A 15406-nucleotide genomic window follows, 5' to 3' on the forward strand; every position below is an offset into this window, starting at 1 on the left:
ATTCACAAATCCAATGAATACAACAACCACGCGTCAAGAATGCGTAGTCACGCAAATTTGGCTTTTATGCATTTAACTTACGTAAAATAAAACCTAAGTTACGTAATTCAAAACCACCCACACAGTAGAGCAACTTTCCAACAGGTGCTGACAATATACCCTACCCGCCTCTCAAAACAACATCAATTTGATAACATTTAATTTACTTTTAACCTTATTTGCGAGCCGTGACACAGGCATGTTTCTTGATAACGAAATTTGATAAAATTCCGCTCTTTCATAACATTATTTCAGCCTTGAACAAGGCAGACTGTTTGCATAAAAATTCATCTGTATGCACAATAATGTTGTTTCTACCGCCATATTACGGGTGACTTATGCGAAGCTCGGCAAAACAAGAAGAATTAGTAAAGGCGTTTAAAGCGCTGCTTAAAGAAGAAAAGTTCAGCTCTCAAGGCGAAATCGTCCTCGCGTTGCAGGATCAGGGCTTTGATAATATCAATCAGTCCAAGGTTTCACGCATGCTGACCAAATTTGGCGCCGTGCGTACCCGCAATGCGAAAATGGAAATGGTGTACTGCCTTCCGGCGGAACTGGGCGTACCCACGACCTCCAGCCCGCTGAAAAATCTGGTGTTGGATATCGACTATAACGATGCGGTCGTAGTTATTCATACCAGCCCTGGCGCTGCTCAGTTGATTGCACGTCTGCTGGACTCATTGGGGAAAGCGGAAGGTATCCTGGGTACGATTGCCGGTGACGATACCATCTTCACCACCCCAGCTAAGGGTTTTACGGTAAAAGATCTGTACGAAGCCATTCTGGAACTGTTCGAACAAGAACTGTAATACCGCCTCCCCGTCGCCTCGCGGCGGGGGAAAACACTCTCTTTTCATCCCCCTCCTTCTCTTTTCCACTGCTATTGATTTAACAAATGGTGCGTTTAACCATCAAAATACATTCACATGGTGAATGTGCAGCCTTAAAAACGCACATTTTGCAAAATAAAGTATCTGCATGATTTAATTGAATTTATTTTGTACAGGCTGTTTGAAATGCTCTTTTTAATTCCATTGAGTTATAAAAAATAATTTTCTTAACACTCAAAACCCAATGAAACAATTAGCGTGGTATTAATTTATCGAGTGATTAGTGTATACTTGATTTTGTGATGAGGGTCACGAAACACAGACCCCAATAAAAGAATTCGACGAGGTAAATATCATGAAAATCAAAACTACTATTGCAACCTTAAGCCTTCTTTCTGTTCTCTCCTTCGGTGCAAGCGCCGCGGTTACTCAGGTGAACTCACAAGAAGCACAGAATCTGCAATCCATCGGTAGCATCTCCGTCTCTCAGATCGGTAGTTCGCCAATGGACATGCGTCAGGCCATCGCCGCTAAAGCTGAAAAAGCAGGCGCCAGCAGCTATCGCGTCACCGAACTCCGTGAAGGTGCTCACTGGCACGCTACTGCAGAACTCTACAAATAAACCCTCGTCGTCTAAGTCCGACGACTTGCCCCCGCCTGCCGGGGGCTTTTTTATGTCTTACATTGAGTGACGAACATTAAAACGCAACTGCCCTTCCAGCTCTTCTTCCGCTTCATCGAACAGTAAAATCAACGCGCCGTATCGCCTGCGCAGCTTGTCCGGTAAATGGACAAATTCAATCTCCAGCGGCAGCGGTAAGACTTCCCCGATCACCACCTCCCACAGAGAATCCAAATCAACCACCTTTTCCCGGGCCAGACCGAATGTGCGCGTGAACTCGCGGTAGAAATCGCCCTGATCTTCTATCTCGTCAAAATCAAATGTATAGATGTTCATCTATAGCCACCATCCCGACGCCAGCTACTCTACAGACCGCCAATATCCAGGGGTCTCTCGCATTTTCAGGTAAGTATAGCCATAAAAAAACCGACGCTTTTAGCGTCGGTTTACAACTCTTAATTACTGACCAGCGCATGCTGGTATTTGTGCAGCATCCCACTGAGTCGTTTTACCGGCTCGGTCACCTGCGGCGGTGCTTGCCAGATAATTAATTTCTCCTGGTAGACCTCAAGCTCCTCCAGTAACTGGCTAAAGTAGCGTCGGCGCTTGTCGTCATTTCCTGCTGAAATTACGTGATCGGCAGTACGACGAAGCTGGCGATGGAATGCGGATAGATCCTCGTTTACCGGTACCGGTGCATCACGCAGGCGCTGGTGCGCGATGATCATCGTCAGCGCCAGGCGAAACTTCGCCAGATCGCCGGGAAACTTGTTCATCAGCAAAAACAGCTGCTGATAAAGTGCCGGAAGATGATTTTCTTTACGACGGACAACATTGGTGGTCATCGCTGAAACCGCCGCCGAAACAAACTGATTGAGCAATACGCGGCCTGTTCTGTCACGAGAGTTATCACGCACCAGCAGAATGACGATAAACGCCAACACGCAGCCAACAATCTGCCCCAGCGCACTGTCAAGGAACTGGCTAAAGTGGAAGGTCATCGGGTTATCCAGCACAATGATATTAATGGTGCTGGCCAGCGCCCCCATCGATCCCAGCCGTCGTTTCTGTACCTCAATCCCCAGAAAGAATCCCAGCACCGCCAGGCTCAGGCACAGTAACAGCATGCTTTGTTGCGTATTAGGGATAATCACCAGGAAATAGAGCGCTCCGAGCGGTAACGCTGCCAACGTCCCATAGATAAAGTCTATCGCCACCATGCGAGGATTTGGCAAACGCATTGCCAGCGAGGTGACGACCGCAATCATCACCATTGCACCGCTGCCGGAGGTCCATCCGGTCCATAGCCAGAATAAGGTCCCCAGCACACAAGAAAGCGTGGTACGCCAGAAGTTAACCATCGCATGATGACGCTCGGCAGACTCCACTTTCACCACCGGCTCACCTTGCAGGATCTCTTCTTCCGTAGCGCTAATCTTGGTATTACTCACCACACCACGTTTGAGCAGCAGGTAGCGCGTCGCCGCACCTGCCCAGCTATAAATCGTTACCGGTGTTTCACGTTCGCCAGTCCAGACAATCACACGACGCATCCGCTTCAGCTGTTTGTGGACATCCTGCGCCGTTTCAACCGACGTATCGAACAACTCGCGGAAAGTATCAGTGATCAGTTCCGGTCGGGTATTCTGAATAAGATAGGTTTCGCAGGACTGCGTGATAAGCGTGAGCGACAGCGTGTTCAATGCCTTAAGCCTGCGGTTAGCACGCCCCCAGCGTGAAGACTCCATATTCAGGTTACTGCGCATACCTTCCAGCGCTGCCGTACGACGGACTAAATCGCCCCAGGCTTTATCCACAACCTCGCTGTCGCCGTGCTTAATGCACAACTGCATCAGTTGATATTGCGCCACCAGCAGGCTGTCCAGCTCAACATCAATCTCTTGTTTTATCGAACGGGGAGAGAAAAGTAGATCGGCCACAATGGCACAGACAATCCCCATCACAATTTCACTGCAACGTTCGAGCGCAAATTGCGGCGTCAGCAGCGGTTCGGCCTGAATGGTAATGACGATGATCAGCGCCGTATAGCCCGAAAGCCCCCAGGCATAGGAGTTCTCGATCTTCACCAGTGACGAGATCCAGGTACAAAATCCGGCCCAGATACAGCACACCAGGATCATCAATAACGGAGCGCGGATCATACTGATGATAATGATCAGTCCGGCAATACAACCGATAAATGTCCCGACAATACGCAGCATGCCGCGATAGCGAATAGCCCCTGAATAGGGTTCCCCACCGGCAGCAAAGGCCGGGCCTGCCGCCACAATGGCTGCAGTCAGCACCGCCCAACGCGGAGTCTCAAGTTGGAAGTGAAAACCAACGAACAGCGCCAGTACAATCGCGCACGCCAGTTTTACCGCAAAGCGGATATGCTGATTGGCAATGGAGAAAATACCCATCGCGATTAACCAAACTCGCGCAGGCGGTGCGCCATTTTACGGAAGAAGGACTCCTGGCTTGCATCACGGTCCTGCTTACCGGTAATGACAACGGTAGCCGTTGTCCCGGCAGGCCACAGAGTTCCCTGCTGCTCATCAAGGCGGATTCGCACCGGTACACGCTGCGCCAGGCGCACCCATTCCAGATTTGAATCAATGGTCGCCATACCTTTTGCATCCTGCGTACTGCTGGCATTTGTTACCCCCGCCGCCACGCTATCAACGGTACCTTTTAAGACATTATTACTGCCAAGCGGGGTGATCTCAGCGCGATAACCAGGGCGAACGCCTTCTAGTTTGGTTTCTTCCATATAAGCCAGCACATAGAAAGAATGCTGTTTGACCAGTGCCACCGCTGTGGAACCACGCGTAATAAATTCGCCGCTATAAACGTTCAGGTTAGTGACCCAACCGTCTGCTGGTGCGCGAATGACGGTACGTTCCAGATCTAATTTTGCCAGGTCGCGGGTCGCTTGTGCTTTCGCAAGCTGGTGTAATACGGTTTGCAGGACGTTGTTTGACTGGTCAATCTCTTCACGAGACATGGCCTGCACGCCCAGGCGGTTACGACGGCCAGCCTCCTGGCGTTTTTCCTGGGCCAGAACCTGATAATAAGAAACATCAGCTTCGGCCTGCTCAAGGGCTTTCTTATAGCGTGGCTGATCGATGGTGAACAGAATCTGATCCTTTTTCACCAGTTGGTTATCATGGACGTTAACGTTGGAAATAAGACCCGCAACATCCGGCGCAATAGCGACAACTTCCGCGCTGAAACGCGCATCACGTGTCCATGGCGACTCGGTGTAATACACCCATGCGCGAAAAATAGCGATGAAGGCCAGAATGACCAGTACGAGAGTCGTGGCCGTACGGGAGAGTTTTTTTGTTAGTGTTTTCACTTCAACCTCAAACGAACAGGCGCGTTATTAAATAGAACAGGCAGCAATACAGCGCGGTGTTAAACAGAGCCGGATGCCAGACAAAATCATAGATGCCGGTTGGAACCAGCATCCGGCGCACCAGCCAGAAAATCGCCAGTGACAAAAGTAATTCGAAAAAAATCGGTGGGAAGGACAAACCAAACACCACGATAACGGGAAACAGACTCATGTTGACCTTGGTAACTTAAGAGAGTGCAGGTGATAGATTTTCTAGCGTATGTCACCGCAGAGAAGGGCAAGGATGAGCCAGGCGAGAGCGACATAGCTGTTATTTGAATAATAATATATTAACGTAACTGTTATGCTGTTATCTATATTATGTGATCTAAATCACTTTTAAGCCAGAGTGAACAATGGAACGATTAAAACGTATGTCGGTGTTCGCCAAAGTCGTCGAACTGGGCTCCTTCACCGCCGCCGCAAGACAGCTACAAATGAGCGTTTCATCGATAAGCCAGACGGTCTCCAAACTGGAAGATGAGCTACAGGTTAAGCTGCTAAACCGCAGTACACGCAGCATTGGGCTGACCGAAGCCGGTAAAATTTACTACCAGGGCTGCCGGAGAATGCTGCACGAAGCGCAGGATGTTCACGAGCAGCTTTATGCCTTTAACAACACGCCCATCGGCACGCTGCGCATTGGTTGTTCTTCAACCATGGCACAAAATGTCCTCGCCGGATTGACCGCGACCATGCTGAAGGAATACCCCGGTCTGACGGTAAATCTGGTAACAGGCATCCCGGCCCCGGATTTAATCGCCGATGGTCTGGACGTGGTTATCCGCGTCGGTGCGTTGCAGGACTCCAGTCTGTTCTCGCGTCGCCTGGGTGCCATGCCGATGGTAGTCTGCGCGGCTAAAAGCTATCTCGCACAGTTTGGTGCCCCGGAGAAACCCGCCGATCTCAGCAACCACTCGTGGCTGGAATACAGCGTGCGCCCGGATAATGAATTCGAGCTTATCGCTCCGGAAGGAATTTCCACCCGTCTGATACCAGAGGGGCGTTTTGTGACTAACGATCCGATGACATTGGTGCGCTGGCTGGCTGCGGGTGCAGGCATTGCCTATGTGCCGCTAATGTGGGTGATCAATGAGATCAATCGTGGCGAAGTGGAGATCCTGCTCCCCCGCTACCAGTCGGATCCGCGTCCGGTCTATGCGCTGTATACCGAAAAAGACAAACTGCCGCTCAAGGTCCAGGTGGTGATTAACTATTTGACGGAGTATTTTGTCGATGTAGCGCAGCTTTTTCAGGGGATGTACGGCCGGGGAAAAGAGAAATAAAAAGAGTATTGGCCGGATAAGGCGTTGACGCCGCGTCCGGAAAGATGCCCGATAGCGCTGGTGCTTATCGGGCATACATCATGATGTTATGCTGTACCACCCACCGTCAGGTTATCCACCTTCAGTGTCGGCTGGCCCACGCCCACCGGCAGGCTCTGCCCTTCTTTACCGCACACACCAACCCCGTTATCCAGCTTCAGGTCGTTACCTACCATTGAAATCTGCTGCATCGCTTCGATACCAGACCCAATCAGCGTCGCGCCTTTCACCGGTTTGGTTACTTTACCGTTTTCAATCAGATACGCTTCAGACGTCGAGAACACAAATTTCCCGGAGGTGATATCCACCTGGCCGCCGCCGAAGTTAGGCGCATAAATGCCGTATTCAACGGATTCGATGATTTCCTGCGGCGTGGATTTCCCCGGCAGCATGTAGGTGTTGGTCATACGTGGCATCGGCAGGTGCGCGTAAGATTCACGGCGACCGTTACCCGTTGGCGCGACGCCCATCAGGCGTGCATTCAGTTTGTCCTGCATGTAGCCTTTCAGAATACCGTTTTCGATCAGCACGTTGTACTGACCCGGCGTGCCTTCATCATCAATAGCCACAGAGCCACGACGGTCCGCCATTGTGCCATCATCCACAACGGTACACAGTTCCGACGCCACCAGCTCACCCATGTGACCGCTGAAAACCGAGGTACCACGGCGGTTAAAGTCACCTTCCAGACCATGACCGACCGCTTCATGCAGCAGAACGCCAGGCCAGCCAGCGCCGAGTACTACCGGCAGCGTACCAGCAGGCGCTGCTACCGCGGACAAATTAACTAACGCCATGCGTACGGCTTCTTTCGCCCAAGCGTCAGCACGGACTTCACCATCAAGGTCGCCAAGGAAATAGTCATAGCCAAAACGACCGCCACCACCGCTGGCACCGCGCTCGCGCTTACCGTCCTCTTCGACCTGTACGCTTACGGACAGGCGTACCAGCGGACGAACGTCAGCGGCCAACGTACCGTCGGTCGCTGCTACCAGGATCAGTTCATAAACACCGGTCAGGCTGGCGGTTACTTCCTGGACGCGTTTGTCGGCGGCACGGGCCACGCTATCAACGCGACGCAGAATATCCAGTTTCTCTTCGCGGCTCATGCTCTGTAACGGATCAACCGAAGTGTAAAGCGCCTGATGCTCAACCGCTCCCAGCGTTTTTACTTTGCCGTCACCGCTGTCACGCACGATAGTACGGGCAGCATGAGCACTTTGCTCCAGCGCCAGCAGGCTGATCTGGTCTGCATAGGCAAACCCTGTTTTTTCGCCGCTGATGGCACGCACACCAACACCCTGATCGATATTGTAAGAGCCGTCTTTAATGATGCGGTCTTCTAAAACCCAGGATTCGTGATAGCTCGACTGAAAGTAGAGATCGCCGTAGTCAAGACGGCGTTCGGCCAGTTGGCCCAGAATGGCAAACAGATCCTGATGTTTCAGGCCATTCGCCGCTAGCAATTGTTCACTTACCAGGTTCAGACTCATCGTTTTGGTTACTCATTTAATTCTGCCGGATGGCGGCAAAAACGCCTTATCCGGCCTACGTTGTTAGGCTACTGTAGGCCGGATAAGCGCTGCTCCATCCGGCAATACTATGTACTGAGATTGGGGCAATTACTTGCCCCCGTCAAATCATTGCTGGCTTTCTTTACGTGGCTGACGCAGAACTTCGTTAATCTGCGGTTTATCGACCGGACCGGTGATGCGATAGCGCAGAATCGAAACTTTGCTCCATAATGGCCCCAGAACCTTACTGGCAGCAAATACCGCCGCGCCGACAATCGGGTTGACAGCAAACGCAGCGGCAACCCCTACGGTGGCAGAAATTTCAGGCGCGACAATGGCTTCCATATCCAGCTCCCGACGGACCAGGTTCACTGAGCCTTTCATCGCAATGTCTGCCTCCAGACCATCCACCAGCGTGTCGTCGGTATGCATCACACCATCTTTGATCCACGCCGTGCTGCGAATCGAGTCGAAATAGAAACCTTCACTGAAGGTATCGCTAAAATCAAAACGCAGTTTACGTAGCAACGCATCAAAGCTCAGCAGTCGCAACAGTTGCCCCGCATGCCCGGTACTGAGTTCGGTAAGCTCACCTTTGCCCAACCGGGTACGCAAAATCCCATTCAGCGAAGCTTCGTCCGGATCCCATGGCGGGTTACGCCAGTGCAGGTCATACTCCACGTTGAACGAAGAATTACGAATCGGGGTCGATACGCCAAAGAAACTGGCCGCAGAGTCAATTTTATTACCGCTCAGTTTACCCTTCAGTGACGTTCGCTCTTTGCCCGGTGCATTCACCCACACGCCATCGGTGGTCAGTCTGGCAAAGCCCGTATCCAACAGACCGTTGCTCAACGTTAGCGTGTCGCCTTTAATTGCTACATCGGCATCAATGCGCCCATATTTCTGTCCCCACATCCAGCACTCGGCACAGCGTAACTGAAGGTCCGGCCAGCCGCGGAAGCTGAAGTTGTCCACGGCGGAAAACGGCGAGGCTGATGTGTTGCCCGGTGACGCTTTCGCCGCGCTGGGGTTGTAATAAAGATACTTAATATTGGCCAGCCATGGCGCATTATTGCGCATCGCCAGCGTGGCATTAATTTCACGACCCTGCGCCTGCACGATGGAGCCATTGCTCGCAGGCTCAGACACAATACTCAAATTATTCCACTGCTGACCGCCCAGGGATAACGATGGCGTACGCACGGTGATGCGTTGTGGGAAGTTGGCATTAGTGCCAACGTTATCCGCTGCGCCTTTTTGGAACAACGCCAGCCATTGCGCGCCATCCATAGGGGGAAGATTAAGCTCAATGCCTTGCTGATCGGGTAACGCGGGCACAGTACGGCTTTCCGACGTCCAGATAGCGCGGTCAAGCGTCAGTTTCTGATTCAGCAACCAGCGGCTGTTAAAGTGGTTCTTACTGCCAGCATTGCCGGTCAGTTCAAAGCTGCGCAGATTGCCGTTAGCCTTAACGTTTACCGGCAACGCTTCACCGGGCGCTTTATTCAGCGGAGCAGGTAAGTGACTACTTACATTCTTCAGGTCACCCTTTAGCTCAATGTCGTAGGTCGGCCCGGCATGATACGGAAGATCGATACCCACTTTGCCATTCCACGCCATGCTGCCGCTTAAGGCGTCGTTGACCTGCGCCGGTAAAATCCCCATGCGGGTTGGCTGCCAGTCGCCTTGCAGGTTCACGGCTACCTGATAGGCTTTCGCCCCTTCGGTGGTGGAGAAGTCGACGTTCAGCGGCTGATTAAACCAGTTCGCCGTCATCGGCTCGCTCTTCAGATCGCCGTTGATAAAGCTGAATTTACCATTCAAATTCTTCAGCGTGCTGTCGAGTGGTTTAATAAACAAGCTGTTATTACGCAGGTTGACGTCGCCTTTGGCGGTAACCAGCGAGCCGTCTAGCGGAATATCAAGATGTAAGCGAGCATTCACATCACCGTCAATTTGCAACTGTTCCAGCGTGGCACCGAGAGAATCCTTCAACGGAGTCTCATCAAAATAAGGTCCAACCGCCTTGCCTGGCCCGTTGATATCGGCATCAATCAGCAGCTTTTCTTTTGCATAGTCGGGAATATTAGCCGTCAGGTTACTGGCCTTCACGCCGCCTAGATTGACGCTATCCGTCTTCATCCACAGGCCATCGTTAATGAAGTTTAGTTCGATATTAAGATCGGTTAGCGCAGGCCAGTCGGGCTGGAAAGCAAATTTCGCATTGCGTAGCGGCACCAGGACCTGAAACTGCCCTTCATTGTGCAGATACGGGAACAGATTCGGGTTACCGCCATACACCAGCGTGGCGTTATCCGCTTCGCCGCCCTGAATAGCGCCGCTGAGGTAGTCAACCAGATCCTTACCCATCAGGTTTTCCGGGAAATAGCGCCAGGCCTGGGAGCCATCGTCGGTGCTGATACCGGCCAGAATGCCCAACCATGGCTCATCATCAGCCGGTTGCAGATAGCGAAAACCACCGCGCGCATGTACCGCTTTCGCTTTAACATCAATGTTGCGCCCGTCTAACTGGAAGCCTTTATCATTCTTCAGCCAGCTTAGCGTCGCCACGCCGTTCTCTATTTCCAGCGGCGCGCGGAAGACGGTTTCATACGGCATTTTGGCTTGTTTCATGGAGGCGGTAAGCGCCCCATTTTCAACGCTGCCCGCAAGCGTACCGGAGAAATGTTCTGCCCCCGGCAGCAGCTTCCACTGTTTCCAGGCCAAATCGGTCCACGAGGACAGGAAGCGGGTTTTTTCTGTCGCCTGTAACGGGATATCCAGCGCAAGCACATCTATTTTGCCGCTGGGTTGCGTGGCCCGCCAGATATCACCCAGCGCAGGCGATAACCTGGACGCCATCGGACGCAGTCCTTCTAACCCGGCCAATTCCAGATTACTGGCGCGAATGCGTAGCTCATCACTGCGTTTGTTATTCTCGCCACCGACTTCCTGCTCAGGGATCCAGGCCAGCGTTAATGCCCCGCTCGGCCAGGGTTTATCATCCATGGTGATTCGCGTATCGGGAATAGAGAATTGCCAGCCCGGCTCTTCACGGCTGATGTGCGCCGTCAGATTATCGACAGAGAGCGTGTGCGTACGATTTTCACCCAGCCAACTAGCTCCGCCTTTTTTCAGCCAGACATCGCCACCAGAAACGACGCCTTTGCTGATCGTCATCCATGCTTCCAGGCTAAAACGCGCGGTTTGTAGCGCGACATTATCCTGCATCCATTTGCCCAGCCACGGTTTGACGTCGATGTCGTCTGCCTGCAGCCAGACTCGACCGTTATTCAACAGCCCTTCGCCATCACGCAGATCCATACGCACCTGCATAATGCCGTGCTGTCCGGTCAGGCTGGAGAGACTGACCTGACCCTCGGCGCGATGCCGATTTTTACCATTCAACCAGGTAAGCTGTGGGATCGCCAGTTCAGCACGTTGACCTGAGAGGGTTATAAAGCTGATATGGCTGTCGCGTAGATCGAAATGATCAAACTGACGCAGGAAGAGATCGCTGAGATGGCCGGTTTCAATCCCATCTCCGCCTTCGCTGCGCTGGATAGGAGTATTGGTGCGCAACTGCAGTTGCCAGAAGGTGAGATCGCGAAACTGCCAGCGCATGTGCAGCAAACTTTGCCAGACATCCAGCGCCAGCGTGACGCGTTTTACCGAAAATTCTCCCCCATCTTTCAGCTGCGCATGGATATTGCGCGCTTCAAGCGTAGGACCGAAATTTTGCCAGCTGGCAGAAAGCTGGCTGGCGGAAACAGGCAGACCTGTGGCGGATTCAATCTTGCCAAGAATGGCCGGACGCCAGCTATCAAGATGAGGTAACGCAAGGCGCAGTCCACTGACCAGCAGCGCTGCGATGACAACGAATGCGGCTCCAGTGAGCAGTAAAATCCCCGGCAATCGCCTCACGCGCCTCTCCTTGTCTACCAAAAAATATGACTCACACCCCTTGAGTGAATATTGCCGGATAACGGCGCTTGCGCCTTATCCGGCTTACATGCGCGGGTGCCACTACACGATTTACATCATGACGACGTCGAACTGCTCCTGGTTATACAGCGGTTCGATTTGTACTTTGACCTGTTTGCCGACAAAGATCTCAACTTCCGCCAGCGCATGTGACTCTTCACCTTTCAGGGTTTCAGCCACTGCCGGAGAGGCATAAACCAGGAAACGATCGGAGTCATATGCATGGTGTACGCGCACGATTTCGCGCATGATTTCATAGCATACGGTTTCCACCGTTTTCACCGTACCACGCCCATGGCAGGTCGGACACTCGTTGCACAGTACATGTTCCACGCTTTCACGTGTGCGTTTACGCGTCATCTCCACCAGGCCCAGCTGTGAAAAACCGTTAATGCTGGTTTTTACGCGATCCTTGCTCAGAGCCTGCTCCAGGGAGTGCAGCACCCGACGACGGTGATCTTCATTATTCATGTCGATAAAATCGATAATGATAATACCGCCGAGGTTACGCAGACGCAGCTGACGAGCAATGGCCTGCGTTGCTTCAATATTAGTATTAAAGATAGTGTCGTCGAGATTACGATGCCCAACAAACGCGCCGGTATTGATATCGACGGTGGTCATCGCTTCGGTTTGATCGATGATCAGATAACCGCCGGACTTCAGCTCAACTTTGCGTTCCAGCGCGCGCTGGATTTCATTCTCAACGTCAAAGAGATCAAAAATAGGCTGTCGCCCGCTGTAATGTTCCAGCTTGCTGGTCATCTCGGGGATATATTCCGCCGTAAATTCCAGTAACGCCTCATAGGTCAGACGGGAGTCGACGCGGATGCGGTCAAGCTGCGCATCGGCAAAGTCACGCAACACGCGCTGTGCCAGTGCCAACTCACCGTACATCTGGTAGCGCGTTTGCGGGCGCTTTTTACGCTCCATGACTTTCGTCCAGACGCGCTTCAGGTAGGCAGCATCCGAGGCCAGATCCTCTTCGCATACGCCTTCCGCCGCCGTACGAATGATGAAGCCGCCCTGCTCATCGCAGTAATCCGCCACCACTTTTTTCAGGCGTTCGCGTTCGGTTTCGCTTTCGATACGTTGGGATACGCCAACGTGCGAAGCACCCGGCATAAAGACGAGATAACGGGAAGGTAGCGTGATGTCCGTCGTCAGGCGTGCGCCTTTAGTTCCCAACGGATCTTTTACCACCTGCACCATCAGATCCTGACCCTGGCGCACCAGTTCAGAAATGTCGCGTACGGTGAACTGTTTTTGTTCTTCACCCGCCACGCATTCGGTGTGCGGCATGATGTCAGAAGCGTGAAGAAATGCGGCTTTATCCAGTCCAATATCTACAAAAGCCGCCTGCATACCCGGAAGTACACGACTTACACGACCTTTGTAGATATTGCCTACGATTCCGCGTCGCGCCTCACGTTCAATATGAATTTCCTGCAGAATACCACCATCGATGTAAGCCACCCGAGTTTCCGATGGCGTTACGTTTACCAACAATTCAGCCGTCATGTTTATCCCTTTTCTCACGCAGTGCGTTAAAATTGGTCAGCAACTCATACGTTTCTACCAGCGGTAAGCCGACTACGGCGTGATAGCTGCCATTTATCTTCCTGACAAAACAGCCACCCAACCCTTGAATACCGTATGCACCTGCTTTATCCATTGGTTCACCGCTGGCAACATAGCCCGCGATGTCCTCATCGGTTAGTGCTCTGAACGTCACTTCCGTCACAACCAGGCAGTCCAGACTGTGCTGGCGATCGGCCAGTGCCACGGCCGTCATAACTTGATGCGTTTTGCCCGACAGTTTGCGCAGCATTGCTGCGGCATGGTCGGCGTCGTGCGGTTTTTCCAACACTTCGCCATTAAGGATAACGATGGTATCCGCACCCAATACCGGCAAATCGCGCTGTGCCAGCACTACGCCAGCCTGCGCTTTTTCGCGCGCCAGACGGGAAACGTACTGCTGCGCGCTTTCCTGCGGGTGACGCTGTTCTTCAATCCCAGGGACCAGTCGTTCAAACGTAACACCAAGCTGAGCGAGCAACTCCTGACGACGTGGAGAACCTGAAGCAAGATACAGAGTATTCATATCAACCTTATTGCACCGCAAACTGCTGACGGACTTTACGCATCAGTAAGAATAGCCATGGCCAAAGCACACCATTCACTACACTACTCCAGAACACTTCAGGTCTGAAAGAGACGTTGATCACTAAAAACTCGGCCCAGAAAACAATAATATCCACGACCAGTGATAACAACATGACCACCAGCGCCTGTTGCCAGAGCGCGAGGTTTCGGAATAGCTGGAATTTCAACGCGACCAGATAAGCAATGATACTCATCGACAATGCGCGCACGCCAAGCGTGGAGCCGCTGATGAGATCCAGTATGGCACCCACCACAAATCCCGTGCCCACATTTACGCGATGCGGCAGTGCCAGGATCCAATACAACAAGATGAGCAGCACCCAGTTTGGCCGGAAAACCAGAATGTCATCCGGCCAGGGCATGACTTGCAGCAACAGTGCAATAAGGAACGAGAGCCAAATCACCCAACGTCCCTGGCTACGATAGCTTGCCACTTACTGTCCTCCCGGCTTACGCGGAGCAGGTTGTGGCGGCGTGGTATCTGCGGGCGCTGGAGCCACGCCTGTTGCAGGTGCTGGTATTGGCGCAGGCGGTCCCATGGTATCTGGTGCAGGCAGAACTTGCGGCATCATTTGCATCAGACGTTCATTAGCAACGCGGTGTACTTCTTCCGGCGTCATCGGGTTTGCGCCATTACGATCGGCACCCCACAACAGCAGCAGATAGCGCAGACGCTGCAGACCCGCAGTCGGGCGAGCCTGAATCACGGTATAAGCACGCTGAGTGTCCAGCTTAACGGAAGAAACAACAGCAACCGGATAACCTTCAGGGAAACGTCCACCCAGACCCGAGGTGACCAGCACATCGCCAACGCGAATGTCGGTGTTAGCCGGCAGGTGTTCGAGCTGAAGATCGTCGGTGCAGCCGTTACCCGCAGCGATCACGCGGATATCGTTACGCAGTACCTGAATGGGCAGCGCATGCGTCGCATCGCAAATCAGCAGCACGCGGCTGGTCAATTTAGCCACCGCCACGACCTGACCTACTACGCCTTTGTCGCTAATAACCGGCTGGCCTTCGTAGACGCCGTTAACGCTCCCTTTGTCGATCACGACCTGATCGCTGTAAGGGTCATTAACCGTTGAGATGACCTGCGTCACCATCTTTTGTTCGTCCTGACGCAATGGCGATCCCAGCAGCTCACGCAAACGCGCGTTCTCCTGTTTGTATTGCCCCAGCATCAGCAGTTCGCTGTTTTTCAGCAGCAGCTCCTGACGCAACGCCCGGTTTTCAAGTTCGAGTTGGTCACGCGAAGCCAGCGTTTGCGACACGCCGTCGAGTAATTCACGAGGACCATTTGAGATAAAGTAGAAAGGACTGACGGCGGTATCCATGTACGTTCGGATTTGACTAAACGTACCCAGGCGGCTGTCGGCAATAATAACGCCGAGCGCCACCAGCACCGCCAGAATAAGGCGAATCTGTAGCGACGGGCCACGGCTAAAAATTGGCTTCATAGTCTATGCGTATTCTCGTATCAGAGCGGAAGGGCAACCCGCGGGGGCTACCCAACCTGCATCCGA

The 15406-nt window shown here is 52.6% G+C and carries 13 protein-coding genes; 3 read left to right on the forward strand and 10 right to left on the reverse strand.

Features of this window, described 5'->3' with window-relative positions:
- Positions 1 to 377 precede the first annotated feature (377 nt).
- A complete protein-coding gene (gene argR, locus OGY08_RS14090; protein ID WP_003025162.1) occupies positions 378 to 848 on the forward strand; it encodes a transcriptional regulator ArgR in 471 nt (156 codons plus the stop codon).
- A gap of 376 nt (positions 849 to 1224) precedes the next feature.
- A complete protein-coding gene (gene yhcN, locus OGY08_RS14095; protein ID WP_079938247.1) occupies positions 1225 to 1491 on the forward strand; it encodes a peroxide/acid stress response protein YhcN in 267 nt (88 codons plus the stop codon).
- A gap of 57 nt (positions 1492 to 1548) precedes the next feature.
- On the opposite strand, the gene OGY08_RS14100 is transcribed toward yhcN, so the two are convergent.
- From OGY08_RS14100 to aaeX, 4 genes are all read right to left on the reverse strand, one after another.
- Positions 1549 to 1827: a barstar family protein gene (locus tag OGY08_RS14100; protein ID WP_003025168.1), complete on the reverse strand. Its 279-nt coding sequence runs from the start codon at positions 1825 to 1827 to the stop codon at positions 1549 to 1551.
- Between the two features lie 119 nt (positions 1828 to 1946).
- Positions 1947 to 3914, reverse strand: coding sequence for a p-hydroxybenzoic acid efflux pump subunit AaeB (gene aaeB, locus OGY08_RS14105; protein ID WP_048236868.1), 1968 nt, complete (start codon positions 3912 to 3914; stop codon positions 1947 to 1949).
- A 5-nt stretch (positions 3915 to 3919) separates the two neighbouring features.
- A complete protein-coding gene (aaeA, locus tag OGY08_RS14110) occupies positions 3920 to 4852 on the reverse strand; it encodes a p-hydroxybenzoic acid efflux pump subunit AaeA (protein ID WP_003828814.1) in 933 nt (310 codons plus the stop codon).
- A 7-nt stretch (positions 4853 to 4859) separates the two neighbouring features.
- Complete coding sequence (aaeX, locus tag OGY08_RS14115; RefSeq protein WP_003828816.1) at positions 4860 to 5063, reverse strand: p-hydroxybenzoic acid efflux pump operon protein AaeX; 204 nt, start codon at positions 5061 to 5063, stop codon at positions 4860 to 4862.
- Positions 5064 to 5247: 184 nt separating this feature from the next.
- Between aaeX and aaeR the strand changes: the two genes are divergently transcribed.
- Entirely contained in the window at positions 5248 to 6177 is a 930-nt protein-coding gene (aaeR, locus tag OGY08_RS14120) for an HTH-type transcriptional activator AaeR (RefSeq protein WP_008785957.1), read from the forward strand.
- A gap of 86 nt (positions 6178 to 6263) precedes the next feature.
- On the opposite strand, the gene tldD is transcribed toward aaeR, so the two are convergent.
- From tldD to mreC, 6 genes are all read right to left on the reverse strand, one after another.
- On the reverse strand, positions 6264 to 7709 hold the full coding sequence (tldD, locus tag OGY08_RS14125) for a metalloprotease TldD (protein WP_003025183.1): 1446 nt from the start codon (positions 7707 to 7709) through the stop codon (positions 6264 to 6266).
- A gap of 147 nt (positions 7710 to 7856) precedes the next feature.
- Entirely contained in the window at positions 7857 to 11657 is a 3801-nt protein-coding gene (gene yhdP, locus OGY08_RS14130) for an AsmA2 domain-containing protein YhdP (protein WP_125362921.1), read from the reverse strand.
- Between the two features lie 111 nt (positions 11658 to 11768).
- On the reverse strand, positions 11769 to 13238 hold the full coding sequence (gene rng / locus OGY08_RS14135) for a ribonuclease G (protein ID WP_003025190.1): 1470 nt from the start codon (positions 13236 to 13238) through the stop codon (positions 11769 to 11771).
- The gene (locus OGY08_RS14140; RefSeq protein ID WP_057067977.1) at positions 13228 to 13821 is read right to left on the reverse strand and encodes a Maf family protein; all 594 of its coding nucleotides are present in this window, start codon (positions 13819 to 13821) and stop codon (positions 13228 to 13230) included. Before OGY08_RS14140 ends, rng begins: the two co-directional genes overlap by 11 nt.
- A gap of 7 nt (positions 13822 to 13828) precedes the next feature.
- On the reverse strand, positions 13829 to 14317 hold the full coding sequence (gene mreD, locus OGY08_RS14145; RefSeq protein ID WP_003025196.1) for a rod shape-determining protein MreD: 489 nt from the start codon (positions 14315 to 14317) through the stop codon (positions 13829 to 13831).
- The gene (mreC, locus tag OGY08_RS14150; protein WP_008785960.1) at positions 14318 to 15340 is read right to left on the reverse strand and encodes a rod shape-determining protein MreC; all 1023 of its coding nucleotides are present in this window, start codon (positions 15338 to 15340) and stop codon (positions 14318 to 14320) included.
- Between the last annotated feature and the right edge of the window lie 66 nt (positions 15341 to 15406).

It is taken from the genome of Citrobacter sp. Cpo069 (genome assembly GCF_030332785.1).
GTDB classification, from domain to species: domain Bacteria; phylum Pseudomonadota; class Gammaproteobacteria; order Enterobacterales; family Enterobacteriaceae; genus Citrobacter; species Citrobacter portucalensis.